Consider the following 25,672-nt stretch of genomic DNA (forward strand, 5'->3'; position numbering starts at 1 on the left):
CGGAGAGCCAAATGATTAAGCATCGTTTCACCCATTTATTAATGGGCACGTTATTACTGAGTTTTGGCGCGGTCGCTGCGGCGGCACCCGCTGATTCAATTATTAAACCCACGCGCGCGACCATTGATTCGGTTACCGACAGCGCTCTGCAAATTACGACTCGGCAGGGTGAGAAAATGACGGTAGGCCTGACCGATCAAACTAAAGTTAACAGCATCAGTAAAGCCACCATGAGCGATATCAAACCTGATAGCTTTATTGGTACAGCGGCGGTGCCGCAGGCCAACGGCACGCTGAAAGCGCTGGAAGTGCATGTATTTGCGCCCAGCTTGCGTGGCTCAGGTGAAGGTTTTAACCCGTTTGAATCTGCTGACGGAAAAGTGAATACCATGACGAATGGCACCGTAGGCAAGCTGGTTAATACCAATGGTAGAACGCTGACGGTGAAGTATCAGGATAAAGAAAAAACGGTGGTTGTACCGGATGATGTGCCTGTGGTGCTGATTGAGCCGGGTAATAAGGCATTACTGAAACCCGGCACCAAAGTGGTGTTGTTTACCATGAAAGACGATAAAGGTGCGTTGGTTGCTCGCGGTATCTCTGCGGGTAAAGATGGCTTGACGCCACCGATGTAATCACGGGAGTCCATCATGCGATCATCCGCTAAAAAGGTGCTGCATCCGTGGCCATTGAGAGTGTGTCACTGGATTAATGTGCTAGTGATGGTTGGCATGATGATGAGTGGGTGGGGCATTTATAATGCCTCGCCGCTTTTTGATTTCACGTTCCCGCAAGTAATGACGGTGGGAGGCTGGCTGGGGGGCAATATCGCATGGCATCTGGCGGTGATGTGGCTACTGGCGGCAAATGGTCTGATTTACCTGCTCTGGGGACTCTGTAGTGGTCATTTCAAAGAGCGTTTTTTCCCCGTTAGCGTTGCTTCAGTATGGCGTGATATGCGTCAGGCATTAACGTTCAGCCTGGTACACCGGGCAGGACACTATAATGCGGTGCAGAAAGTCATGTATCTCGGCGTACTGCTGCTGGGATTGTTGTTGGTGCTTTCTGGCCTGTCAATATGGAAGCCTGTACAGTTCAGTGGGTTAGTCATGTTATTGGGAGGTTTTGATATCGCGCGCTATGTCCATTTTTTTGCCATGAGCGGTGTGTTGCTTTTTGTCATTGTGCACTTACTGATGGTGTTACTGGTGCCGAAAACATTGCCCGCGATGATCACCGGCGGACGACGCAAGGAACCCGCAGATGAGTAAGCAATCCAGGCGTCCCAAAATAATCCTTGAACCTGCACAACGCAAACAACTGGTAAATCTTGAACGGCGTTTCCTGCTGCGATCCGGGCTGACTCTCGGCGCGGTATCGATGCTCACTGGCTGTAACCTACAAGATGGCGACCAGGTTGATAAGGTGCTGTGGGCGATGTCGCACTGGAATGATCGCGTACAGGCGTGGTTATTCAGCGGTGAAAAGCTGGCCCAGACTTACAGTGAAGATCAAATCACCCGCCCGTTTCGCTTTAATGCTTTTTATCCTGAATACAATGTACCGGAAATTGATATCCCCAATTACCGGCTTGAGGTATCAGGAAAAGTAGCCAAGAAATCGTCGTGGACACTGGAACAATTGCAACGACTGCCGCAAAGTAGCCAAATTACGCGCTTAATTTGTATTGAAGGCTGGAGTGCGATTGGCCAATGGAGTGGTGTCCCACTCAAGATCCTGTTGCAGCATGTGGGGGCTGATTTAAAGGCAAAGTATGTTGGCTTTAAGTGTGACGATCGTTACTACTCCAGCATCGATATGGCTACGGCGTTACACCCACAAACGATTCTTGCGCTGGATTTTGACAACAAGCCACTGCCACCTGATTTCGGTTATCCACTACGTTTGCGAGTTCCAACAAAGTTGGGTTTCAAGAACCCAAAACATATTGCGGCAATTTTTGTCACGGATCAGAATCCGGGTGGATACTGGGAAGATCAGGGCTATAACTGGTTTAGCGGTATTTAACTTCATTCTTGCCGATATGATACGGTTCTAATCGGAGACAAAATGGGTTCGGTTGAGTTTTTTGCCATTGCCATTGCCATTGCCATTGCCATTGCATGTCCTGTGCAAAGCATTTTCTGTTGATTTCCCTAACGGGTGAGCGCAACCTTTCCAGAGATTTCACCGGTTTCAGCAGGGGTATCGCCCTTTTTTTGGCATAATCACGAAAAATACCCGCCATTTTCGACGAATTATTGTTATTACCTCAATATCATTCATTTTCAGTCTTGTCTGGAATAAGCCGTTCCGAGTGCTTAATTACCGTCTCTTCCGAACTCCGTGGCAACAATACGGTCTGATTATCGGTTAGAAACTGTTTAAGCCATGCCAGGAAAAGGTTGAATGAATTATATTAAATCGTTATCGCAGCAGAAACTGTCGTTACTGCTGGCTCTTTATATTGGCATTTTGCTAAATTTGCCCATTTTTTACCGACGCTTCGAGCCTTTTCTGACGAAATCTACGCTGACCAATTGGTTCTCTGTCGTCGCTGAAGTGGTGGCGATCGTGCTACTGACATTCTTCCTGATGCGGTTGCTTTCGCTAGGCGGGAAGATATTTTGGCGTATTCTCGCGACATTGTTGTTACTAATCTCAGTCGCTTCCAGTTACTACATGGCTTTTTTCAATGTGGTCATTGGCTATGGCGTTGTTGCCTCGGTTATGACAACGGATATTGACCTATCGAAAGAGGTGATTGGCTATCAATTTGTTCTTTGGATGGTGCTGGTCAGCTTGATACCGATGCTGATGATTTGGCGCAATACTCTGAGCTTAACGTTACTTGAACAGCTGAAAACCCCGGGACATCGGGTGAAGCCGTTGGTGATTTTAGTGGCGGCCGCGGCGATGGTTTATCTGCCTCTGCGTTATATCGATACGTTGCAATCGGCACACGAAAAGGTCACCAATATTGATTTACCCAGTTATGGCGGTGTGGTTGCCCATTCATATCTCCCGTCTAACTGGCTAACCGCGCTGGGGCTGTTTGCCTATACGCGCGCCGATGAGTCACTGGATAGCCAGGAACTGCTGGATCCTGCTAAGAAGTTCACTTACGTGGCTCCGCCCGGTATTGATGATACTTATGTGGTGTTTGTGATTGGTGAAACCACGCGCTGGGATCATATGGGCATGCTCGGTTACGATCGTGATACCACGCCAAAACTGTCAAAAGAGAAAAACCTGGTCGCTTTTCGAGGGGAGTCCTGTGATACCGCGACTAAACTCTCACTACGCTGCATGTTCGTGCGTGAAGGCGGCACGATGGACAATCCAGGGAGGACGCTGAAAGAGCAAAATGTCTTTGCCGTTATGAAGGAACTGGGGTTTAGCTCTGAGCTGTTTGCCATGCAAAGCGAAGCCTGGTTTTACAACAATACGGATGTGGATAACTATGCTTTCCGCGAGCAGATTGGTTCTGAGAAACGCAATCAGGGAAAACCCGTCGATGATATGTTGCTAATCCCGGAGTTGAAAGCTTCTCTCGATCGACATCCACAGGGTAAACACTTAGTCGTGCTGCATACGAAAGGTTCACACTATCTCTATTCGCAGCGTTATCCGCAGGCGTTTGCGCGTTATCAACCGGAGTGTAAGGGCGTTGACGATTTTTGTAGTAAAGAGCAGTTAATCAATGCCTTTGATAACTCGGTACTGTATACCGATACCGTGCTGGATAACGTATTCGACCAGTTGCGTGATAAGAAAGCGATTGTTTTCTACGCTGCCGATCACGGTGAATCGATCAGCGATAATATGCATCTGCATGGCACACCGCGTGATATGGCACCGCCGGAGCAATTCCGTGTGCCACTGATTGTGTGGGCTTCGGATAAATATTTGCAGGACAGCAATCATCAGCAGGCGTTTGAGCGGTTGCAGGCCCAGCAGCGTGTCGGTAAGACTCACAGGCAGGTTGAGTTATTTGATAGCATTCTTGGATGCTTAGGCTACACCTCGCCTGATGGTGGGATTAAAGCGGCAAATAACTGGTGTCAGGCACCGGCATCGGGATCTGCGGAAAAGGCTGAGTGATTTCTGCTTTGCTGGCTGCTTTCCAGGCGCTTGTGAGGATATTCACAGAAAGTCATTGACGCTCTAAAACCGTAGCAGTAACATGCGCCCCCATCGGCGAGTAGCGCAGCTTGGTAGCGCAACTGGTTTGGGACCAGTGGGTCGGAGGTTCGAATCCTCTCTCGCCGACCATATTTAAGAAACCTGCTTTTTAAAGCAGGTTTTTTTTCGTCTGGAATATAAAGAGGATGAGAACCTCCGAAGGAGGTTTGAGCCGAGCGCAGCGAGACAACGTTGCTTCAGCAACGGCCCGCAGGGCGGCTCTCGAAGAGAGCGGTCATCCTCTCTCGCCGACCATATTTAAGAAACCTGCTTTTTAAAGCAGGTTTTTTTTCGTCTGGAATATAAAGAGGATGAGAACCTCCGAAGGAGGTTTGAGCCGAGCGCAGCGAGACAACGTTGCTTCAGCAACGGCCCGCAGGGCGGCTCTCGAAGAGAGCGGTCATCCTCTCTCGCCGACCATATTTAAGAAACCTGCTTTTTAAAGCAGGTTTTTTTTTCGTCTGGAGTATAAAGAGGATGAGAACCTCCGAAGGAGGTTTGAGCCGAGCGCAGCGAGACAACGTTGCTTCAGCAACGGCCCGCAGGGCGGCTCTCGAAGAGAGCGGTCATCCTCTCTCGCCGACCATATTTAAGAAACCTGCTTTTTAAAGCAGGTTTTTTTTCGTCTGGAGTATAAAGAGGATGAGAACCTCCGAAGGAGGTTTGAGCCGAGCGCAGCGCTCCCGGCTTAGCGGCAATTCTGTCATGTGAATTATTCAGCTAATACGGCCGGATAACACACTGTAATCTGGTTTATCCCTTAAAGATGGCAGCGACCCCTTGCTACGCTTGCGCTTGTGGCTTAATTCGTCATGCGAACAATTATGCCTGCTCTGATGTTTATGCCCCCTTTCTTATGCCATGCCTGCAGAATATTTAGCTGCTTCTCAGTGAGTTCGCAAAATTAATCGTTCATTCCTTCAGCATTTAGCGACCATTTTTCAATGATTTTTAATGAAGTAAAAAACTGGTTACATTTTTAAAAGCACTGTGTTTGTCTGGTTTTTTTGTCTCATAGCAAACTTTTTCGCTATTTTTGTTATTAAGAGGTTTTTTTTATGTTTGCTTGCTGTTTCTCACACTCTGTGTAAATACATGACAGTTGTATTGACGTTGCTTGAATCTGTTGACAAATTGATGCCTCAATGAGGCGAAAGGAAGCGGATTCGTCTGCTTGATTTCATGGAGTCAGACTTTCATCAGTTATCTGTTCGCATCATTCATGCCTACGGGCATTCACGTATCAGCCGCATTAAAAAAACACAGGCTGGGCGTAACGCACACAACAACACATCACAATTGGAGCACACGCATGAGTATTTCCTTGGCTAAATCAGGGGTGCTGAAGGTTGGTCTGAGTCTGATCGCTATGACCGTTGCCGCAGGTGTCCAGGCGAAAACCCTTGTTTATTGCTCAGAAGGTTCGCCTGAAGGTTTTAACCCGCAACTGTTCACATCAGGCACCACCTATGACGCCAGTTCCGTGCCGATTTACAACCGCTTAGTCGAATTCAAAATTGGCACCACTGAAGTTCAGCCTGGCCTGGCTGAAAAATGGGATATCAGCCCTGACGGTAAAACCTACACTTTTCACCTGCGTAAAGGCGTGAAGTGGCAGAACACGAAAGATTTTAAGCCAACGCGTGATTTCAATGCTGATGACGTGGTGTTCTCCTTCGAGCGCCAACTGGATAAAAATAATAAGTATCACAACGTTTCCGGCGGCAGTTACGAATATTTTGAAGGCATGGATATGCCTGCATTGATCAGCAAAATCGAAAAAGTTGACGACTATACTGTCCGTTTCACGCTGACGCGTTCTGAAGCGCCGTTCATTGCCGATCTCGGAATGGATTTCGCCTCCATCATGTCTGCTGAATACGCTGACAATATGCTGAAGGCCGGTACCCCAGAGAAAGTCGATCTGAATCCGGTCGGAACGGGGCCGTTCCAGCTGCTGCAATATCAGAAAGATTCCCGCATTCTGTACAAAGCTAACCCGGATTTCTGGGGCACCAAGCCAAAAATCGACCGCTTAGTGTTCTCCATTACGCCAGATGCGTCAGTCCGTTACGCTAAGCTGCAAAAAGGCGAATGTCAGGTAATGCCGTATCCGAATCCGGCTGATATCGCCCGCATGAAGCAGGACACGAATATTAACCTGATGGAAAAACCGGGCCTGAACGTTGGCTATCTCTCTTTTAACGTTGAGAAAAAACCGCTCGATAATGTCAAAGTCCGTCAGGCACTGACCATGGCGGTGAACAAGAAAGCGATTATTGATGCGGTTTATCAGGGCGCAGGCCAGGCCGCGAAGAACCTGATTCCACCGACCATGTGGAGCTACAACGATACCGTTGAAGATTACCCTTATGATGTGGAAAAAGCGAAAGCCCTGCTGAAAGAAGCGGGTATGGCGGATGGTTTCTCTATTGATCTGTGGGCAATGCCGGTACAGCGTCCATATAACCCAAATGCGCGCCGAATGGCTGAGATGATCCAGGCTGACTGGGCGAAAGTGGGTGTGAAAGCCAATATCGTGACTTACGAATGGGGCGAGTACCTGAAACGTGCGAAAGCAGGTGAGCATCAGTCGGTCATGATGGGTTGGACGGGTGATAACGGGGATCCGGATAACTTCTTCGCCACGCTATTCAGCTGCGCGGCAGCGAAAGACGGGTCTAACTATTCACGCTGGTGCTATAAGCCGTTTGAAGATCAGATCCAACCCGCACGTGCGGAATCCGATCAGAACAAACGTATCGCTTATTACAAACAGGCTCAGGTCGTAATGCACGATCAGGCACCTGCGCTGATCATTGCCCACTCAACGGTATTTGAACCGGTCAGCAAGAAAGTTTCTGGCTATGTGGTTGATCCATTAGGTAAACACCACTTCGAAAACGTTGATATCAGCGAATAAGTCGATCTCCTGAACGCTGAAGGGCGACAACAGGTGCCCTTCAGTCGTTTGACATGTGCGATGCTGCTGGATACGGCAACCGTTATTCGCAGCATTGATGGGTTGAGGTTCCCTCGGCCCTTTTCCGGGATGAAAAAACGGTAAAGGCGCAATGTAATTGCGTCGCGTTAGGGTTTACCCTGACGCTGGATGTGAGCAAATAGAATCCTGTTCGCTACGGGCGACAGGAGATTACAGAGAATCCGGATTATGTTGCAGTTCATACTCCGACGTTTGGGGTTAGTTATCCCAACGTTTATTGGTATTACCCTTTTAACTTTTGCATTTGTACATATGATTCCTGGCGATCCGGTACTGATTATGGCCGGTGAACGCGGGATGTCTCCTGAACGTCATGCCGCATTAATGGCTCAGCTTGGGCTGGATCAACCGCTGTGGAAGCAATATCTCACCTATATCAACGGGGTATTACATGGCGACCTGGGCATTTCACTGAAAAGCCGCATTCCGGTTTGGGATGAGTTTGTGCCGCGCTTTAAAGCCACGCTGGAGTTGGGCATCTGTGCCATGATTTTCGCCGTGGCGGTGGGCATTCCCGTTGGTGTTCTGGCTGCGGTTAAACGCGGGTCTATTTTTGACCATACTGCTGTTGGCATCTCACTGACCGGCTATTCCATGCCGATCTTTTGGTGGGGCATTATGCTGATCATGCTGGTATCGGTGCAGCTCAACCTCACGCCGGTGTCCGGCAGGGTAGGCGATGCGGTCTTCCTTGATGATTCGATGCCGCTGACCGGTTTTATGCTGATTGACACCTTCATTTGGGGTGAGCCTGGCGACTTTAAAGATGCCGTGATGCATATGATTCTGCCTGCCATCGTGCTGGGCACCATTCCACTGGCCGTTATCGTACGTATGACGCGCTCTGCGATGCTGGAAGTGCTGGGCGAGGACTATATTCGGACTGCCCGCGCCAAAGGCTTGACGCGTATGCGCGTGATCATCGTCCACGCGCTGCGTAATGCGATGTTACCGGTGGTGACGGTTATCGGCCTTCAGGTGGGGACATTGCTGGCAGGCGCCATTCTGACAGAGACCATTTTCTCCTGGCCGGGGCTTGGACGCTGGCTGATTGAAGCTTTGCAGCGTCGTGATTATCCGGTTGTTCAGGGCGGTGTGCTGATGGTCGCTATCCTGATTATTCTGGTTAACCTGCTGGTTGATCTGCTTTATGGCGTGGTTAACCCGCGCATCCGTCACAAGAAATAGAGGGGCTCACGGAATGTCTCAAATTAATCCGGGCAGCATAGTGGCTGCGCCAAAGCCGATGACCCCTTTTCAGGAATTCTGGCACTACTTTAAGCGTAACAAAGGGGCTGTGGTTGGTCTGGTTTACGTCATATTAATGCTCCTTATTGCGATTCTGGCGGATGTCCTGGCGCCCCACGGCCCGGCTGAGCAGTTCCGCGACGCACTGTTGCATCCGCCGGTATGGCAAGACGGGGGCAGTTGGCAATTCCTGCTGGGTACCGATGATGTCGGGCGCGATGTGTTGTCCCGTCTGATGTATGGCGCGCGTCTGTCATTGCTGGTGGGTTGTCTGGTGGTGGTACTTTCACTGGTCTTTGGCGTGATTTTTGGTTTGGTTGCTGGCTATATCGGCGGTGCTGTTGATGCGGCTATTATGCGGCTGGTGGATATTATGCTGGCGCTGCCAAGCTTGCTGCTGGCACTGGTATTGGTGGCCGTTTTTGGCCCATCCATCGTTAACGCTTCCATCGCACTGACCTTTGTTGCGCTGCCGCACTATATTCGTCTGACGCGTGCAGCGGTACTGGTTGAGGTGAACCGCGACTATGTAACGGCCTCTAACGTGGCGGGCGCGGGCGCGATGCGTCAGATGTTCGTCAATATTTTACCAAACTGCCTGGCCCCGCTGATTGTTCAGGCGTCGCTTGGCTTTTCTAACGCTATCCTCGACATGGCCGCTTTGGGCTTTTTGGGTATGGGTGCGCAACCGCCCACGCCGGAGTGGGGCACGATGCTCTCCGACGTATTACAGTATGCGCAAAGTGCCTGGTGGGTGGTCACCTTCCCTGGGGTTGTGATCCTGCTGACCGTGCTGGCATTTAACCTGATGGGCGATGGCTTACGTGATGCCCTTGACCCGAAACTCAAGCAGTAAAGAGGCACCGAGATGGCGTTATTAAATATAGACAAACTATCGGTGCATTTCGGCGACGAAAAAGCACCGTTTCGTGCGGTTGACCGCATCAGTTACCAGGTTGAACAAGGGCAGGTTGTTGGTATTGTCGGGGAGTCCGGATCGGGTAAATCGGTGAGTTCGCTGGCGATTATGGGCCTGATCGATTACCCCGGCAAAGTGATGGCGGATAAGCTGGAGTTTAACCAACGTGACCTGCAAAAGATCTCTGAAAAAGAACGTCGCCAACTGGTGGGTTCCGAAGTTGCGATGATCTTTCAGGATCCGATGACCAGCCTGAACCCCTGCTATACCGTGGGTTTCCAGATTATGGAAGCGATCAAGGTTCATCAGGGCGGCAACCGGCGCACGCGTCGTCAGCGCGCAATCGATCTGTTAACACAGGTAGGTATTCCCGATCCGGCATCGCGGCTTGATGTTTATCCGCACCAGCTATCCGGCGGGATGAGTCAGCGCGTCATGATTGCGATGGCCATTGCCTGTCGCCCCAAATTGTTGATTGCCGATGAGCCGACGACTGCGCTGGATGTGACGATTCAGGCACAAATAATCGAGCTGCTGCTCGACCTGCAGCGTCAGGAGAATATGGCGCTGATCCTAATCACCCACGACCTGGCACTGGTTGCCGAGGCGGCGCAGCACATCATCGTGATGTATGCCGGGCAGGTGGTTGAAACCGGGAAAGCGGTCGATATCTTTAAGGCACCGCGTCACCCTTATACTCAGGCGTTATTACGGGCGTTGCCGGAGTTTGCCGCAGATAAAGCGCGTCTGGCCTCATTACCGGGCGTTGTGCCGGGTAAATACGATCGCCCGAACGGCTGTTTACTCAACCCTCGTTGTCCGTACGCGACCGATCGCTGCCGCACTGAAGAGCCTGAATTACGTGATATTCCGGGGCGTCAGTCCAAATGTCATTTCCCACTGGATGATGCCGGGAGACCAACTTATGAAGCCTGAACAAGCTAATGCATCGCTGCTGATGCAGGCGATAGATTTAAAAAAACATTATCCGGTTAAAAAAGGCCTGTTTGGCCAGGAGCGATTGGTCAAAGCGCTCGACGGTGTCTCTTTCGATCTGGAACGCGGTAAAACGCTGGCCGTGGTGGGGGAGTCCGGTTGTGGAAAATCCACGCTGGGCCGTCTGCTGACGATGATTGAAACGCCAACCGAAGGACAGCTGTTTTATCAGGGGCAGGATCTGTTAAAACCGGACCCGGCTGCGCAGAGTCTGCGTCGTCAGAAGATTCAGATCGTGTTTCAGAATCCTTATGGTTCGTTAAATCCGCGTAAAAAGATCAGCCAGATCCTCGAAGAGCCACTGGTGATTAACACCAACCTGAGCAAGGCCGAGCGGCGTGAAAAGACGCTGGCGATGATGGCGAAAGTTGGCCTGAAAACGGAACACTACGATCGTTACCCGCATATGTTCTCGGGCGGTCAGCGTCAGCGTATTGCTATCGCGCGTGGTTTGATGTTGGACCCTGATGTATTGATTGCCGACGAGCCGGTATCCGCGCTCGATGTTTCGGTCAGGGCACAGGTATTGAACCTGATGATGGACCTGCAGCAGGAAATGGGACTGTCTTACGTCTTTATTTCTCACGACCTGTCCGTGGTGGAGCATATTGCCGATGAAGTGATGGTGATGTATCTCGGGCGCTGTGTGGAGAAAGGCAGTAAGGAAGCGATATTCTCGAATCCGCGTCATCCGTATACCCAAGCGTTGCTCTCTGCAACTCCACGCTTGAATCCGGACGAGCGTCGCCAGCGTATAAAGTTGACGGGGGAATTACCCAGTCCGCTGAATCCGCCACCGGGCTGCGCATTCAATGCGCGCTGTCACCGCCGATTCGGGCCTTGTACGCAATTACAGCCCCAACTGAAAGACTATCGTGGGCAGCAGATTGCCTGCTTTGCTGTCGATCAGGATGAGCAGCAAAACGCCGGATAGTATCGGCGAAGCCACGTCAGGATCGATTGAGGGTGCCCGGCGCCCTATATTTCAAATAACGTGTTTTTCCTGCCATAAAGGCCGATGCAAATCGGCCTTTTTTATCTGTTCTTGCCCAACTTAACGCTGAAAATTTATTGGTTTTATCATTGATCGTTCCCTCTATGTATCCCTCCTGTGAACCATGTTGATTCTCTCAGCGGCTCGGACTATTCAGGATATATATAGTTGGGGTGTTTTTTTTTATTTCCGCTGAGAAATTATTTTTGCCAATGATATTTTAGGTGAGATAAAGAAATGATTAATAATAATTTGATATGGGTATCATTTATTTATTGAATCGAGGGGATAGAAAACTTCATTGGCACGGGTACGACATATTGTCGGAATAATCTGAACGGACAGAAATTAATATGCTATATTTTGCTAAATTCACGCCTGAAATGTTTTAACATCTTATGAAAAGTTATGATGATTTGCAGCGTTTTAAAGAAAAAACTCAAACAAATGATATCAAATTCAAGGATATGTCTGAGCAGGCAGGCGAATCTGATATCACTCATTGGGCAATCATCAGGCAGCTCTTAAGTCACGATACGCTTGAACCCGTGCTGGGTCAGGGACAAAGCATCGACCTGATTCACCCTCAGCCGGTAGATAAATATACGTTTAGCGCTCCCCTTTCAGCACCTTCCTCGGGCACGAGTGGAAAGCCTGCCTTTTCCGTGGCGCCATCTGCAGCAGCTCCGGCTCGCGGGTCGCTGCTGGACAGCATTGCTGCAGAGCTTAATACGACACCCGCAGCCGTCTCTCAGAGTGCGGCAGTAGAGCAGCCACCGGCGATGGAACGGCCGGATAGCGTAGCCTCAGCGCCGATCTCCAACGGGCAGCAGCGCCCCGTCGCGGCGGCTGTGGCGCCGACTAAACATGCTGAGCCAACGCCACGGTATTCTTCCCTGTTCAGTGCAACCGGGACGGCTAATCGCGTGGTGATGACCAAAGATACTCTGTTAAAACCTTTGTTAGAGAAGATTGCTTTATGCCGTTAGTCTGCGTGTGTTCACCGAAAGGTGGAGTGGGTAAAACAACCGTGGCGGCAAATCTGGCCTATGCGCTGGCTCGCGGTGGCAGCAAAGTGTTGGCAATAGATTTTGATGTACAAAATGCGCTGCGTTTGCATTTTGGTGTGCCTTTAGCGGATAGCCGTGGCTATGTTGCCAACGCAAGTGACAGTGCTGACTGGAGCCAATCGATTCTTACTACGGGCGGAAATATTTTCGTCTTGCCTTATGGTGATGTCACAGAAGAGCAACGCATTGAATTTGAAAATAATCTTTCCCGTAATCCGCATTTTCTTCAGCGGGGTTTGGGCACAGTATTAAACTATCCCGGGCTGGTCATCGTGGCGGACTTTCCTCCAGGCCCCAGTTCTGCGTTAAAAGCCATGACCGAAATTGCCGATTTACATCTGGTGGTGATGCTGGCGGATACCGCCTCACTCTCACTGCTGCCGCAAATAGAAAATGAGCGAATGATAGGTACGGCGTTAAACAATAAGCATGGTCATTACTTCATGCTTAACCAAAGTGATACGCGGCGAAATATAAGTCGTGACGTCACCGCTTTTATGCAGCAGCGCCTGGGTGAACGCCTGGTGGGCGTGGTTCATCGCGATGAAAGCGTTGCGGAGGCGAATGCTTCACAGCGTTCTGTTTTCGATTTTAACCCGGTATCAACCGCGGCGTTCGATATCGAACTGGTGAGCAAACGCATTGCCGGATTGCTGAATATTAAGGTGGGTGATGGTGAAGTGTATGCCGCGTTACGCTCACAATAAACCTGGCGATATTAATCTTCGTATGTAATCAGTATAAGCCCTATCCGGCATAAGGAACGGAGTGGTTGGTTAACCGAGGGCTGCCATGGCTCTATCGCGTTGACTACCGTCTCTTACGCGACTTAAGGGCAAAAGAAAGGCCAGGCGTATTCACCCCCAAAATATTAATCCCTGCTTTCAGGATGCCCCATGAATAAAGTTTTGTTTTATGTGCTGCTACTGATGTTATTTCCAGTTGCAGCAGTGGTTATCATCACGCCGATGGATAGTCAGAAACAATACATATTTGGTTTGATCAGTATCACAATTATGTTTTTATTGGGATTCAGTAAAAGCAAGCACATCTCTGTTGTGATGGTAATACTTTCCGCACTGATGTCGACACGCTATATTTATTGGCGTGCGACAGAGACATTGCACTTTAATTCTGAAATTGAAGCGATTCTCGGGACTGGCTTATTTATCGCAGAACTTTATGTCTGGCTGATCCTTATCCTGGGATTTCTGCAAACCAGCTGGCCGCTTAAACGCACTATTGAGCCTCTGCCTGATGATATTAGCCTGTGGCCGAGCGTCGACGTCTATGTTCCGACTTACAATGAAAGTTTGAGCGTCGTGCGCGATACGGTGCTGGCTGCGCAGTGTATTGATTACCCGCGCGATAAATTAAAAATATACCTGCTTGATGATGGCAAGCGTAGTGAATTTGCCGTTTTTGCAGCCGATGCAGGCGTTGGCTATATTACGCGTGAAGATAATTCGCATGCTAAAGCGGGTAATCTTAACCATGCGCTAAAAATTACTAAAGGTGAGTTGATCTGCGTATTTGACTGCGATCACGTTGCCACTCGTGCTTTTCTACAAGCTACGGTAGGACCGTTCCTGAAAGATCCTCGCCTGGCACTGCTACAAACGCCGCACTACTTCTATTCACCCGATCCGTTTGAACGTAACTTGCGTGCTGCTCGCCATATTCCTAACGAGGGAGCCCTGTTTTACGGCCCCGTACAGCAGGGTAACGATAACTGGAATGCGACTTTTTTTTGCGGCTCCTGTGCGGTGATCCGCCGTTCGGCCCTGGAGGAAATTGGTGGCTTTGCGGTTGAAACGGTAACGGAAGATGCGCACACCGCACTAAAAATGCAGCGCCTTGGCTGGGGTTCTGCCTTTCTGGCACTGCCGCTGGCTGCAGGGCTGGCCACAGAGCGTTTAGGCTTGCATGTGATACAACGTACTCGCTGGGCGCGAGGGATGACACAGATTTTTCGCGTTGATAACCCACTGTTTGGTCGTGGTTTAACATGGCAGCAGCGGCTCTGTTACCTGAATGCAATGCTGCACTTTCAGTTTGGTCTTCCCCGCGTGGTATTTCTCACCGCGCCTTTAGCTTATTTGCTGTTTAATCTTAATATCATTCATTCATCGGCCTCGCTGATCTTTGCCTATGTGCTGCCGCATCTGGTGATGTCACTCTATGTTAACTCGCGTATGAATGGGCGTTTTCGCTACACCTTTTGGGGTGAGATTTATGAAACAGTCATGGCATTTCACCTGGTCATCCCCACGCTGTTAACCATGATTTCACCGAAACATGGCAAATTTAACGTGACGGATAAAGGTGGGCTGCTGGACGTCGGCTTCTTTGATTTTAATATCGTACGTCCGCATGTTATTACCGCGATATTACTGCTCATTGGGGTCACCGCCGGTATCGTTCGCGCGGTGGCGCATGATTATTTTGGTGTCGACCCCTATGTGATTGCCCTTAACGTCGGATGGGCGATATTCAGCTTGATTATTTTGATGGCGGCCATTGCTGTCGCACGCGAAACCAGACAGACGCGTAAGACTATCCGTATTGATGTTGAAATACCGATGATCATCCACTATGCCAGCGGCATTGCATCGCGGACTAAAACAGTGAATCTTTCGATGGGCGGTGCGCAGGTCATTGCGCCGGACAACCGCCATGAAACTGACAATATTGAAGCGATTGAACTGCTGCTCTCATCAGGGGCCATTACCATTCCGGTTCATACTATTGCCTCAGCCGAAGGTGTTATTCGCTTAGAGTTCGATGAGATCCCTCTCTCACGTCGTCGTGAATTGGTACGCGTGGTGCTGGCTCGCGCTGATGCCTGGATCCAACCACCGCATAAGCCAGATAATCCGCTGCTGTCATTGTTGACGATCATCCGTACCGTGTTCGAGTTGTTCTGGCTAACCTGGAAATCACGTCATGACCGACGCGATGCCGCGCGTGCTGCAGAGAATAAGACGCAAGAGGACCACGCAGCATGACGCAGGCCGTGATGAAGTTTTTATTCGCGTTTTGCCTGGGCACGACGTTGATAATGCAGGTTGCCCATGCGGCAGAGCCGGCCGTAACCCAGGACAGCGAAGCGCTATCGCAAATCCCGCCGCCCGAGGATGTTGAGCAGGCGAGGGGCGCGTTGCGCGCGGTAGCTGGAGAAACGCCTTACGCGCCGATGAACGGCGGCGCTACGCCGGAGAGCAGCTCAGCGCCTGAGATAGCACCATCGAGGGTGCCCCCGTTGCTCCGCCGAGCTTCTTTCAGCCGATCTCCAGCCAGATTACGGTTGCGCAAATGGGGCAACGGGCGGGGATTGTGCTCAGCGGTGGTCAACTACAATCAGGGATCGTTTTTACCCTACCCAACGATCAGGTTGTTACGAATGCGCGTCTTGAGCTGGCGCTGCGTGTTTCACCGGCGCTTGCTGAACGCAATACATCGCTGCAACTGATGCTCAATGGCCAGCCGCTTGGTACGCTGCCACTGAGTGCGACGGACAGGGATAATGCGACCTACCAGTTAGATATTCCTGCGGCAATGATTGTTTCCAGCAACAACCTGAGCTTTAAAGTTAATGATGCAGATCAGCTACTCTGTGAGCGGGACAGCATCGACCGCTATCAGGTCATTGTTTTGCCACAGACCAAGCTGTTTCTGGAAGGCCAGCAGCTCAATATGGGCAGTAATATGCGCCATTTCCCACGCCCGTTTATCGATCCGCTGCAGATGACCACCGCCAGCATTACCCTGGCGTTCCCTGAAAAGATTACACCTGCGCAGCTTAGCGCCGCCGCCATTGTGGCGTCATGGGCAGGCATTCAGGCGGATTACCGCGGTGTCAATTTCCCGGTTCTGCGCGATCGTCTGCCGGAGAAAAACGGTATTGTTTTTGGCCCTCCTGGAACAAAAGTGGGTAACCTGACGCTACCGCAAGTGGCGGAGCCTACGCTACAAATTATTGATAACCCAGATAATCCTACGTATAAGCTGATGTTAGTCGTGGGGAAAGATGAGCATCAACTGCGGCAGGCTGCCTGGCGTCTCACTAATGTCCCCTTAAATGAGGATGTCTCGCGGGTGAATGTGCCTGAGCAAACGATCCCCTTGCGTAAGGCCTATGACGCGCCCCGCTGGATTAATACCGATCGTCCGGTACGGTTGAGTGAGCTGTTGCGTAAAGATCAGAGCTTAACCACGAACGGTATCTGGCATGATGCGCTCCACGTTAACTTCCGTGCAGCACCTGACTTGTTCTTATGGGATGGTGATTCGATCCCGGTACAGCTCAATTACCGTTTTCCGTCAGAAAGTTGGATCGATGAAAATAACTCGGTGCTTAACGTATCGCTGAACGGAACATTCCTGCGTAACCTGACGGTGAATAAAGTTGGGCTGCTGGAAAATATCTGGCGGCGATTAGGGGGAGATGCACGGCAGGAGCAGTATCAACTGAGACTGGAACCCTATTTGATTTATGGCGACAACCAGTTACAGCTCTATTTTAATATCAAGCCGAAGGCGGATGCGCCTTGTAGCGTGTTATTGAATAATAATATTAAAAGCAGTATTGAAGATGATGCCTATATCGATCTTAGCAATACGCGCCACTTTACCTTATTGCCCAACCTCTCCTATTTTGTCGGCGCATCCTTTCCTTTTTCACGGATGGCAGATTATGCTCAAACAGTGATGCTTCTGCCGGAAAAACCAACTGATGCTGAAGTTAGCGCACTGCTGGATATGGCCGGCCGGTCCGGTAATGCAACCGGCGTCACACTGAATCATAACCGCGTCATGTTTGGTATCCCTACAGGCGGCGCGGCGCTGACTCGCTTGCATAACAGCGATGTGCTGGCCGTTTCTACCATGGGGCAGGCGGCATTTAATCAGAGCATGCTGGCCCATTCTCCGTACGATATCAGCAATCAGACTTTGGGAGTAAAAGCCCCGGATACGCTGGAAAAAGTGCGTAGTTGGTTAACCGGGGACTGGTATCGTCAGCAACTGGATGCCGATCGCTACTTCTCATCAAATGCATCCTGGCGGGGGTTTGTTAGCTACCGTTCGCCCTGGAATCCTGATCGGTTGGTGGTCATGAGCATTGCCAGTAACGATCAGCAGCTATTGCGGCTGCATAGCGATCTCGGTTCGGCACGTATTAACGCCGGTATCCGTGGCGATACCGCAATTATTACCGATGAAAATGGTATCCGAAGCTTTCGTGTCGGACCACAGTTCCCCAGCGGTCAAATGCCCTGGTACATGATGGTGGTTTGGTATGCTAACCAACATGCGGTGCTGATGGCGTTGTTGGCGCTGGTGTTAGCGGTGATTGTGGGTACCGGTGCTTACCTGATGTTGAAACAGCATGCGTGGAAACGTCTGCACCCGAACGCTCCTGGGTCTTCTGGCGATAATAAGTGATAACACGATGAAAATACCTCTTTTAACCGCCAGAATTCGTTACGCTCTGTTGCTGAGCAGCACGTTATCAAGCGCCTTTTTTAGCGGCATGCTATCAGCGGCAGAAAATAATCCCGCTCTGCAGGCACTATTCGACCAGGCTGCATGGTGGCATCAGCGTGCACATGACGATCTGGCAAAAGATGCGCTGCAAAAAGTCTTAATGGTTGACGCCAGCAATGCCCAGGCGCTGTATCTGATGGCGCTTTATGCACAGCAAAACGGTGATAGCACTGACGCTGACCAGTGGCGTGCTCGCCTGGCTCAGGTTTCACCGCAGGATCCACGCCTGGGCGAACTGGATAATGCTAAACAGCTGCAATCTATCCCTCAGGCTCAGCTTTCGCTGGCGCGCCAGCAGGCACGCAGCGGTAATATCAGCGCCGCGCTACAAACGTGGCGTAATACCTTTAGCGGTAATGAGCCACCCGCCAGCGTAGCGGCAGAATACTATTTGACGATGGCTGGCGATCGTACGTTGTTGCCGCAGGCTATCGATAACCTGCGGCAGTTTGCGGGACAACACCCCCAGGATAATGGTGCTCAACTGGCGTTGGGCAAGGCATTAACGTATCAAGAGTCCACGCGACGCGAAGGATTACAGGTACTGGGCGGAATGGCGAGTGGCAGTGCTGATGCCGATCGGTCATTGCGTCAAGCTTTACTGTGGCTTGGCCCACAGCCTGATGATGCGCCACTTTATCAGGCATATCAGCAGCGCCACCCGCAGGATAGCGTGGTGATGGACTATTTCCGTAAAAACGTCGGTGGGGCGGAAAAGGGACAGGGATTTACCGCGTTGAACAGCGGCGACGTGGCTGGTGCCCAGCAGGCTTTTGAAACGGTGCTACAAAACAACCCTGAGGATGCCGATGCACTCGCCGGTTTGGGGTATGCCGCACAGCGTCGTGGTGATTACACAGCGGCAGCAGACTATCTTGAGCGTGCGGCAAAACGGGGTGGTTCACAGGGGGAAGAACATCAGCGTCAGGCCGCTGATGCGCGCTTTTATGCGCAGTTAGCCGATGCACAACAGGCACTAAAATCGGGCGACAGCAGCCAGGCGCTGGCGATGAGTGAGCCATTAATCCAGGCTGAAGGGGAAAAGGGAACGGCTGCCAAACTGTTTCGTGCCGATGTGTTACGGCGTACCAATCAACCGGAGTTGGCAGAACAAGCGTATCGCGCGGTATTACAAAATGACGCGGATAATCGTAACGCCAAAGAAGGGCTGTTCTACGTATTGCGCCAGCAAAATCGTAGCGCGGAAGCGAATATGTTGCTCTCCTCTTTACCGGATAGCGTACGCCAGAGCGTCACGCCACGTCCGGTCAGTACCAGTGAGCCACTGCGGCGTCAGGCAAAGCAGGCACTGGAATCAGGCGATACCGCACGAGCTTCAACCATTTTGCAGCAGGGTCTGGATCGTTTCCCCAGCGATCCCTGGCTACGTCTCGACCTGGCTCGTCTCTATCGTCAACAGGGCGATAACGTTGCCGCCGCGAATATTATGCAACCGGTATTAGGGCAGAGCGCCAGCGTGAATGCGCGCTTCGCAGGCGCAATTAATGCCAGTGAAAGCGGAGCCTGGCAGCAAGCGAATACGCTGTTGGCTCGCATTCCTGTCCGTAATCAGAGCAGCGAGATGCGGGCGTTGAGCCAACGGGTTAATTTTAATTTGCAGATGGCCGTGGCGGATAGCTACCTGGCCCAGGGGGCGAATGCCGCGGCGGCGAATACGCTGAAAGCGCTGGCATCAAACCCGCCAGCAAACCCTAATGATGCTGGCAAGCTGGCGCAAAACCTGGCGCAGGCGGGGGATATGACCTCGGCAGTGGCGGTGGTGCGGGATAACCTGCAGCGAGGCGTTCAGGGAAACGCGGGGGACTACGCCGCACAGATTAGTGTTCTGAATCAGGCGGGATTAACCGCTGAAGCGCAACGCTTCCTGACAACTCCGGCACTACAGGCCCGAAGTACGCCAACCCAACTGGCGGGGATCCGTAATGGTTATCTGATTAATGAGGTTGACCGCCTGCGTGAGCAGAAGCAGTACGCCGCGGCTTACGATAAATTGATTGGCGCACTGCAAACCGATCCACAAAACAGCGATCTGATGTTTGCCATGGCGCGCCTGTACCAGTCCGGCAAAATGAACAAAGAAGCGGGCGTGGTATATGACTATTTACTGACGCGTGACACGCCTACGCAGGACGCGCGCGTCGGGGCGATTGATGTTGCGCTGGCCGAACATGATGTTGCTAAGGCGCGTGCGTTAACTCGCGGATTACGCGGCGCGCAGACGCCGGAGCGACTGCTTACGATGGCGCGAGTATCCGAAGCTGAGGGCGATCACAATCAGGCGCTGAGCTATTTGCGCACCGCGCGTGGACAGATGATAGGGCTACAGGGCGCGGAAACAGGCAGGACACCAGCCATTGCGGGTCTGGCGTTGGCGGATAATCCTTTTATTAATCGTAGTACGCCTTCGGTACGCCGCTCATCCTCGACCTACGGTAGCGTGATGCCCTGGCAGCAGCGTCCGGATGCCACTGATTATCGTGACATGGGTGAGCAGACGGCCCGGATCGATATCCCATCGCAGCAAAGCCGTACACTGAAGCAGATCGACGACATGATGGATGATTTGCAGCAGCGCACCGGTACCTGGGCACAGGCAGGGGTTCAGGTTCGTGGACGCGATGGTGAGTCTGGTCTCAGCAAATTAACGGAGGCCAGAGCCCCCCTGACCTGGTCCAGCGTGCCGTTCGGTGATTCCCGTTTTGAATTTACGGTAACCCCGGTTTCGTTAAATGCGGGCAGCGCTGACGGACAAGCCAGCCGGCGTTTTGGCACCGGTGCGCTATCGCAGGCAGTCTCTGCTGCGGTGCAGACATTGAAAAATGAGAAGGTCAAGAAAGCAGACGGCACTGATTTCAGTTTTGACGACCTTAATCCTCTGACGACTAAAGGGCTGGCAACGCTACACAGCGTGCAGGGCGCGCTGAGTTCAGCGACCGATAAGGCAGACCTGAATGAAGTCACCGTCGATTCTCCTGGCTCGCAGAGTGCTTCCGGCGTGGAGTTGAAGCTGGCATTGAGTGGCGATCAATACAGAATTGATCTCGGCAGCACGCCGCTGGGACAGGATCTTACAACGCTGGTCGGTGGTATCCAGTGGTCACCTAAAATCACCGATTATTTGACGCTGATCCTGACCGGTGAGCGCCGCCCGATAACCGATAGTCTGCTCTCTTATGTTGGTGCAAAGGATAAGCTTTCAGGTGAACGCTGGGGCCGTGTCACAAAAAATGGCGGGAATGCGCTGCTAAGCTATGATGACGGCGACGCCGGGTTTTACGCGGGTGCAGGCGCATACAGTTACCTTGGTGAGAACGTGGCGAGTAATAACAGCCTGAGCGCCAATGCTGGCGCCTATCTTCGTCCTTTCCATTACGACGACCGCGAGCTGAAAACCGGTATTAGCATGAGTTGGATGGATTTCTCGAAGAACCTAAGTTATTACAGTTATGGCCAGGGCGGCTATTTTAGCCCGCAGGATTACGTTAGCGTCTCTTTCCCGATAGAGTTTAGCCAGAAATATAATGACTTAAACGTCAGAATCGGTGGTTCGCTCGGCTATCAATCCTACTCGCAGGATCGCAGTGCATATTTCCCTAACGATCCGCAATGGCAACGCGAGCTGGAGAATGCGGTGGCTAATGGATACGCCAGAGAGGCTTTCTACTCTGGCGGGAGTAAAAACGGTATCGGTTATAACCTGCATGCGGGAGCGGATTATAAGGTGAATAAAGATGTTACGGTCGGTGGGCAGTTGGGTTATGACACCTTCGGCGACTTTAACGAAAGTACTGCGCAACTCTATTTCCGCTATATGCTGGGGGATAAATAACCATGTCAGAATCACGATCTTACCCACATCCATCGGGCTGGTTTGAGCTGCTGGGGGTCATCGTTAGCGGCATGTTGGAAAATGCCGGTGAAGCGGAAAGCCATGGTTTCCTGCAGAACATGGGAGACCGCCTGGCACGTCTTTATCCGTTGAATAGCGCGCTTACCGTGGGCGAACTCGAAATTCAAATCAATATGATGTTGGCACGATTTGGCTGGGGATTTATCGACCTACAGCCGCATGATAACGCGCTGGTTTTACAGCACCGTGGATTGCCTGCCGGTGAGAGTATGCTGGACGCGAACCAATGGCGTCACGCGCTGGGTGCGGTGCTCTGCGGACTCTATGCCCGCTGGTTGCGTGAACAGGGCGGGGCGGAAACGGTGTCTCTGGTCTGTGATGCGATCTCTGACGATGCGTTATTGCTGTTCCGTTATCAAAACGGTTAGTGGGGAGTGCCTGATGAGTTCAGTGCTGCGTAAAGGAATACTGTTGCTGATGATGCTAGTGTGCAGTACACAAGCTGTCGCCGGAAGCGGGTGGGAAAGTTATAAAAGTCGTTTCCTGGCTCCTGACGGACGCATTATTGATACCGGCAATCAGGGTGTGAGCCATACCGAAGGGCAGGGCTATGCCATGCTGTTGGCGGTACAGAATGACGATCGTGACAGCTTTGAACGGCTGTGGCAGTGGACGCAGTCTCATTTAAGCAACCCGCAAAACGGCCTTTTCTATTGGCGTTATAATCCGGCTGAAACCCATCCCGTTACCGATAAAAATAATGCCTCTGACGGCGATGTACTCATTGCCTGGGCACTGCTTCGCGCTGGTGAGCACTGGCATGAGCCGAGGTACTTACAGCAGTCAGATAAGATTCAGCAGGCCGTCATCAGCCAGAATGTAACAACCTATGCGGGCAAAACGCTGATGTTGCCCGGGGCGCAGGGCTTTAATAAAACCACTTATATCGTGTTAAACCCATCCTATTTTATATTCCCTGCCTGGCGTGACTTTGCGCGCCGCAGCCATCTGCAAGTGTGGAATAAACTGATCGATGACGGTATGGACGTGCTGGGTGACATACATTTTGGCGCTACGGATCTCCCGCTGGATTGGGTGGTGCTGAACGCTGACGGTACCTTGGCTCCGGCGACGGCCTGGCCCCCACGCTTTAGCTATGACGCTATCCGTATTCCTCTTTATGTCTGGTGGTACGACGCACACAGCCTGCGTATGGTGCCTTTTCAGCGTTTCTGGGCCAATTATTCACGGAAAAATACTCCCGCCTGGATTGATGTGATCAGCAATATGCCAGCATCCTATTCAATGGCCGGGGGAATTTTAGCGGTGCGGGACCTTGCTATGGGGGATATCGCTCAGCTTAGCGATCGGCTGGAGGGGAACGAAGATTACTATTCTGCCAGCCTGAAATTACTGGTGTGGGCAGCAAAACAGGATTGATTATCGGTTATAAGCGGCTTCGGGATTCGTCCCCCGCGGGATGATTTATGACCGACATCAGAGCATCATTTAGCGTAGCATTCTGTCGGGTTCTCTTTTTTATCGGCATTTTCCTCGGAAAACACTTAAACATGCAGCTTACGCCTGTTCACTGCGCATAAAAAACTGCGCTCATACGATATACTCAGTGCAGTTTTTTGCCCATCATTCCCGGTATCGGGCATGGAGAATAGTTTTGCGCGTCAGTCGGTCGCTTACGATCAAGCAGATGGCGACGGTATCGGCAGTGGCGGTGATTACCATCTGCATTTTTATCGTCATCCAGCTTTTCCATTTTGTGCAGCAGCGCAGGATTGACTACGCCCAGCAAATGGAAAATATCGCACATACCGTTCGTCAACCTCTTTCTGAGGCGGTACTAAGGGCGGATATTTCGCAGGCTGAACGTATTCTGAACTCACTCAAACCCGCAGGTATTTTGACCCGTGCCGATGTGGTGTTACCTAACGCGTTTCAGGCGTTGCATACTGATTTTGATCCGGAGAGGCCGGTTCCACGGTTTATTGCTCGCGTATTTGAATTGCCGGTGCAGATTACGGTACCGCTGTATTCGATCGAGCGCACCGCCACGCCGAAACCGTTGGCGTATCTGGTGTTGCAGGCGGATTCCTGGCGCGTATACCAGTTTATCCTGAGTACCATTGCCACCATGCTAACGACCTATCTATTGCTGGCGCTTATTCTCTCAATTGCTATTAGCTGGTGCATCAATCGGCTGATTGTTCATCCCGTACGTGATGTCTCTGACGAGCTGCAGGCGCTGTTGCCGCAGGATATTTTGTCGCACAAACTCAGCATCCCGCTACTGCATCGGGATGATGAAATTGGCATGTTGATCCGTAGCTATAACCGCAATCAACAGGTATTAAGAGAGCTGCATGATGATTTAAGCCGACAAACGACGCATCATGAGCTGACAGGGCTGCCTAACAAAATGCTCTTTCTGGCGCTGCTGGAACAGTATCTGAGATCTTCCGGTGAAGCTGGCACCTTTTCAGTGATGGTATTGCGCATTGAAACGCTGCAGGAAGCAACCGGTGTGGTAACCGAAGAACAGCGCGATACATTGGTATTGACACTGGTGGAGAAGATGCGCCATTGCCTTGACGACCATACGGTGTTGGCGCAGCTTAGCGCGGGTGATTTTGTGTTGTTAATGAAGCGGGCGAATAATCCGTTCCGTGCCATCAGGTTGGCCCGAACGTTAACGCTCCGGCTGACTCAGCCAGTGAGCCTGCAGCATATGCAACTGCGTCCCACGCTGAGCGTCGGTATTGTGCAGCATGAGGCTGGCTTGCAGGCCAGTGACATACTGGAGCGCGCGATATCAGCGATGATGTCGGCACGGCATCAGGGAAAAAATCAGATTTTATTCTTCGACCCGCTACTGGCTGAGCGGGCGCAAAAGCGCCTGACACAGGAGCATGATATTTTGCAGGGGCTGGAAGAGGAGAAATTTGCGCTTTTTTTGCAGCCGCAGATCGACATGAAAAATGGCGAGCTGGTGGGTGCGGAGGCGCTGTTGCGCATGCGACAGTCCGATGGCAGCTACAGCTTGCCGGATGACTTTATCAGTGGTGCCGAGGAAATTGGCGTCATTGGTGCGCTGGGACGCTGGGTTTTTGAAGAGTCGTGTCGCATATTGGCGGGTTGGCAAACGCGTGGCATAGATCTGCCGCTAAGCGTCAATATTTCTGCGATTCAGTTGCGCGATCCCGGTGTGGTCGCGCATTTGCAGGATTTGTTGCAGCGCCATCGGATTGTCCCCGGCAGTTTTGTATTGGAGATTACCGAAACATCACAGATTGGCGATTCGCAGCAAGCTATCGCGTTACTCAGCGATCTCCGTTGCCTGGGCGTGTCCGTTGCGCTGGATGATTTTGGTATGGGGTATTCCAATCTTCATTACCTGCATCAGTTTAAATCATTACCTATCAACACGCTTAAGGTCGATCGTAGCTTCGTCTCGGTATTGCCTGGTGATGATGCCATGGTGAAAATCGTGGCGGCGATTGCTGATATCATCAATATCGACGTGGTAGCGGAAGGCGTGGAAACCGTAGAGCAGCGGGACTGGTTGCTGGCGCGAGGCATTACCATCGGGCAGGGGTATCTTTATTCTGAGCCATTGTCGCTTGATGTTTTTAACCGTTGGTTGCCCCAATCCTGCCCGGTTCAGCGAGAGAAACCGACCAACATTAACCTGTCGTAATGGTTATGAAACCTCAAGCTGAAGCGTTTCAGTTCATAAAAGTAGATTATGCATTCCCCAGACGATGTCAGAATATACCAATCTTGTTAATCGGGTGTTATTTTCGCGCAGTCGTTTGATAAGAAC

At 51.4% G+C, this 25,672-nt stretch carries 17 protein-coding genes, 1 tRNA gene and 3 other RNA genes; all 21 read left to right on the forward strand.

Features of this window, described 5'->3' with window-relative positions:
- Positions 1 to 11: 11 nt before the first annotated feature.
- Entirely contained in the window at positions 12 to 635 is a 624-nt protein-coding gene (locus J1C60_RS00515) for a hypothetical protein (RefSeq protein WP_128175075.1), read from the forward strand.
- Between the two features lie 15 nt (positions 636 to 650).
- Positions 651 to 1,271 (forward strand): cytochrome b/b6 domain-containing protein, encoded by a 621-nt coding sequence (locus J1C60_RS00520; protein ID WP_128175073.1) that lies wholly within the window; start codon positions 651 to 653, stop codon positions 1,269 to 1,271.
- Positions 1,264 to 2,028 (forward strand): molybdopterin-dependent oxidoreductase, encoded by a 765-nt coding sequence (locus tag J1C60_RS00525; protein ID WP_128175071.1) that lies wholly within the window; start codon positions 1,264 to 1,266, stop codon positions 2,026 to 2,028. The genes J1C60_RS00520 and J1C60_RS00525 overlap by 8 nt, the downstream gene beginning before the upstream one ends.
- Before the next feature lie 381 nt (positions 2,029 to 2,409).
- Positions 2,410 to 4,104 (forward strand): kdo(2)-lipid A phosphoethanolamine 7''-transferase, encoded by a 1,695-nt coding sequence (gene eptB, locus J1C60_RS00530; RefSeq protein ID WP_128175069.1) that lies wholly within the window; start codon positions 2,410 to 2,412, stop codon positions 4,102 to 4,104.
- Between the two features lie 94 nt (positions 4,105 to 4,198).
- Positions 4,199 to 4,275, forward strand: a tRNA-Pro gene (locus J1C60_RS00535).
- Between the two features lie 35 nt (positions 4,276 to 4,310).
- A non-coding RNA gene (locus J1C60_RS00540) (RtT sRNA) lies at positions 4,311 to 4,440 on the forward strand.
- A 35-nt stretch (positions 4,441 to 4,475) separates the two neighbouring features.
- A non-coding RNA gene (locus J1C60_RS00545) (RtT sRNA) lies at positions 4,476 to 4,605 on the forward strand.
- Positions 4,606 to 4,641: 36 nt separating this feature from the next.
- Positions 4,642 to 4,771: non-coding RNA, RtT sRNA (locus tag J1C60_RS00550), on the forward strand.
- A 726-nt stretch (positions 4,772 to 5,497) separates the two neighbouring features.
- Positions 5,498 to 7,108 carry a dipeptide ABC transporter periplasmic-binding protein DppA gene (gene dppA / locus J1C60_RS00555; RefSeq protein ID WP_128176778.1) on the forward strand — a complete coding sequence of 537 codons (1,611 nt, stop codon included), beginning with the start codon at positions 5,498 to 5,500 and terminating at the stop codon, positions 7,106 to 7,108.
- A 249-nt stretch (positions 7,109 to 7,357) separates the two neighbouring features.
- The gene (gene dppB / locus J1C60_RS00560; RefSeq protein WP_128176780.1) at positions 7,358 to 8,377 is read left to right on the forward strand and encodes a dipeptide ABC transporter permease DppB; all 1,020 of its coding nucleotides are present in this window, start codon (positions 7,358 to 7,360) and stop codon (positions 8,375 to 8,377) included.
- Positions 8,378 to 8,390: 13 nt separating this feature from the next.
- Positions 8,391 to 9,293 (forward strand): dipeptide ABC transporter permease DppC, encoded by a 903-nt coding sequence (gene dppC / locus J1C60_RS00565; RefSeq protein WP_128176782.1) that lies wholly within the window; start codon positions 8,391 to 8,393, stop codon positions 9,291 to 9,293.
- Positions 9,294 to 9,305: 12 nt separating this feature from the next.
- Positions 9,306 to 10,292, forward strand: a complete 987-nt coding sequence (gene dppD, locus J1C60_RS00570) for a dipeptide ABC transporter ATP-binding protein (protein ID WP_128176784.1) — start codon at positions 9,306 to 9,308, stop codon at positions 10,290 to 10,292.
- The gene (gene dppF / locus J1C60_RS00575) at positions 10,282 to 11,286 is read left to right on the forward strand and encodes a dipeptide ABC transporter ATP-binding subunit DppF (RefSeq protein ID WP_128176786.1); all 1,005 of its coding nucleotides are present in this window, start codon (positions 10,282 to 10,284) and stop codon (positions 11,284 to 11,286) included. The genes dppD and dppF overlap by 11 nt, the downstream gene beginning before the upstream one ends.
- A gap of 458 nt (positions 11,287 to 11,744) precedes the next feature.
- Positions 11,745 to 12,335, forward strand: a complete 591-nt coding sequence (gene bcsO, locus J1C60_RS00580; protein WP_128176788.1) for a cellulose biosynthesis protein BcsO — start codon at positions 11,745 to 11,747, stop codon at positions 12,333 to 12,335.
- Complete coding sequence (bcsQ, locus tag J1C60_RS00585; protein WP_128176790.1) at positions 12,326 to 13,123, forward strand: cellulose biosynthesis protein BcsQ; 798 nt, start codon at positions 12,326 to 12,328, stop codon at positions 13,121 to 13,123. Before bcsO ends, bcsQ begins: the two co-directional genes overlap by 10 nt.
- A 189-nt stretch (positions 13,124 to 13,312) precedes the next feature.
- Complete coding sequence (gene bcsA, locus J1C60_RS00590) at positions 13,313 to 15,424, forward strand: UDP-forming cellulose synthase catalytic subunit (protein WP_128176792.1); 2,112 nt, start codon at positions 13,313 to 13,315, stop codon at positions 15,422 to 15,424.
- Between the two features lie 307 nt (positions 15,425 to 15,731).
- Entirely contained in the window at positions 15,732 to 17,861 is a 2,130-nt protein-coding gene (bcsB, locus tag J1C60_RS00595) for a cellulose biosynthesis cyclic di-GMP-binding regulatory protein BcsB (RefSeq protein WP_128176794.1), read from the forward strand.
- 7 nt (positions 17,862 to 17,868) lie between these two features.
- Positions 17,869 to 21,813 (forward strand): cellulose biosynthesis protein BcsC, encoded by a 3,945-nt coding sequence (locus J1C60_RS00600; protein ID WP_128176796.1) that lies wholly within the window; start codon positions 17,869 to 17,871, stop codon positions 21,811 to 21,813.
- 2 nt (positions 21,814 to 21,815) lie between these two features.
- Complete coding sequence (gene bcsD, locus J1C60_RS00605; protein WP_128176798.1) at positions 21,816 to 22,262, forward strand: cellulose biosynthesis protein BcsD; 447 nt, start codon at positions 21,816 to 21,818, stop codon at positions 22,260 to 22,262.
- A gap of 13 nt (positions 22,263 to 22,275) precedes the next feature.
- Positions 22,276 to 23,274, forward strand: a complete 999-nt coding sequence (locus tag J1C60_RS00610) for a family 8 glycosyl hydrolase (RefSeq protein ID WP_182611409.1) — start codon at positions 22,276 to 22,278, stop codon at positions 23,272 to 23,274.
- Positions 23,275 to 23,509: 235 nt separating this feature from the next.
- Complete coding sequence (gene hmsP / locus J1C60_RS00615) at positions 23,510 to 25,546, forward strand: biofilm formation regulator HmsP (RefSeq protein WP_206612507.1); 2,037 nt, start codon at positions 23,510 to 23,512, stop codon at positions 25,544 to 25,546.
- Positions 25,547 to 25,672: the final 126 nt, after the last annotated feature.

It is taken from the genome of [Pantoea] beijingensis, assembly GCF_022647505.1.
GTDB lineage: Bacteria > Pseudomonadota > Gammaproteobacteria > Enterobacterales > Enterobacteriaceae > Erwinia > Erwinia beijingensis.

What these genes read in the sequence shown, in the direction of transcription:
- J1C60_RS00515 (WP_128175075.1), top strand. Translation starts at nt 12, where the DNA reads ATGATTAAGCATCGTTTCACCCATTTATTAATGGGCACGTTATTACTG.
- J1C60_RS00520 (WP_128175073.1), top strand. Translation starts at nt 651, where the DNA reads ATGCGATCATCCGCTAAAAAGGTGCTGCATCCGTGGCCATTGAGAGTG.
- J1C60_RS00525 (WP_128175071.1), top strand. Translation starts at nt 1,264, where the DNA reads ATGAGTAAGCAATCCAGGCGTCCCAAAATAATCCTTGAACCTGCACAA.
- eptB (WP_128175069.1), top strand. Translation starts at nt 2,410, where the DNA reads ATGAATTATATTAAATCGTTATCGCAGCAGAAACTGTCGTTACTGCTG.
- dppA (WP_128176778.1), top strand. Translation starts at nt 5,498, where the DNA reads ATGAGTATTTCCTTGGCTAAATCAGGGGTGCTGAAGGTTGGTCTGAGT.
- dppB (WP_128176780.1), top strand. Translation starts at nt 7,358, where the DNA reads ATGTTGCAGTTCATACTCCGACGTTTGGGGTTAGTTATCCCAACGTTT.
- dppC (WP_128176782.1), top strand. Translation starts at nt 8,391, where the DNA reads ATGTCTCAAATTAATCCGGGCAGCATAGTGGCTGCGCCAAAGCCGATG.
- dppD (WP_128176784.1), top strand. Translation starts at nt 9,306, where the DNA reads ATGGCGTTATTAAATATAGACAAACTATCGGTGCATTTCGGCGACGAA.
- dppF (WP_128176786.1), top strand. Translation starts at nt 10,282, where the DNA reads ATGAAGCCTGAACAAGCTAATGCATCGCTGCTGATGCAGGCGATAGAT.
- bcsO (WP_128176788.1), top strand. Translation starts at nt 11,745, where the DNA reads ATGAAAAGTTATGATGATTTGCAGCGTTTTAAAGAAAAAACTCAAACA.
- bcsQ (WP_128176790.1), top strand. Translation starts at nt 12,326, where the DNA reads ATGCCGTTAGTCTGCGTGTGTTCACCGAAAGGTGGAGTGGGTAAAACA.
- bcsA (WP_128176792.1), top strand. Translation starts at nt 13,313, where the DNA reads ATGAATAAAGTTTTGTTTTATGTGCTGCTACTGATGTTATTTCCAGTT.
- bcsB (WP_128176794.1), top strand. Translation starts at nt 15,732, where the DNA reads ATGGGGCAACGGGCGGGGATTGTGCTCAGCGGTGGTCAACTACAATCA.
- J1C60_RS00600 (WP_128176796.1), top strand. Translation starts at nt 17,869, where the DNA reads ATGAAAATACCTCTTTTAACCGCCAGAATTCGTTACGCTCTGTTGCTG.
- bcsD (WP_128176798.1), top strand. Translation starts at nt 21,816, where the DNA reads ATGTCAGAATCACGATCTTACCCACATCCATCGGGCTGGTTTGAGCTG.
- J1C60_RS00610 (WP_182611409.1), top strand. Translation starts at nt 22,276, where the DNA reads ATGAGTTCAGTGCTGCGTAAAGGAATACTGTTGCTGATGATGCTAGTG.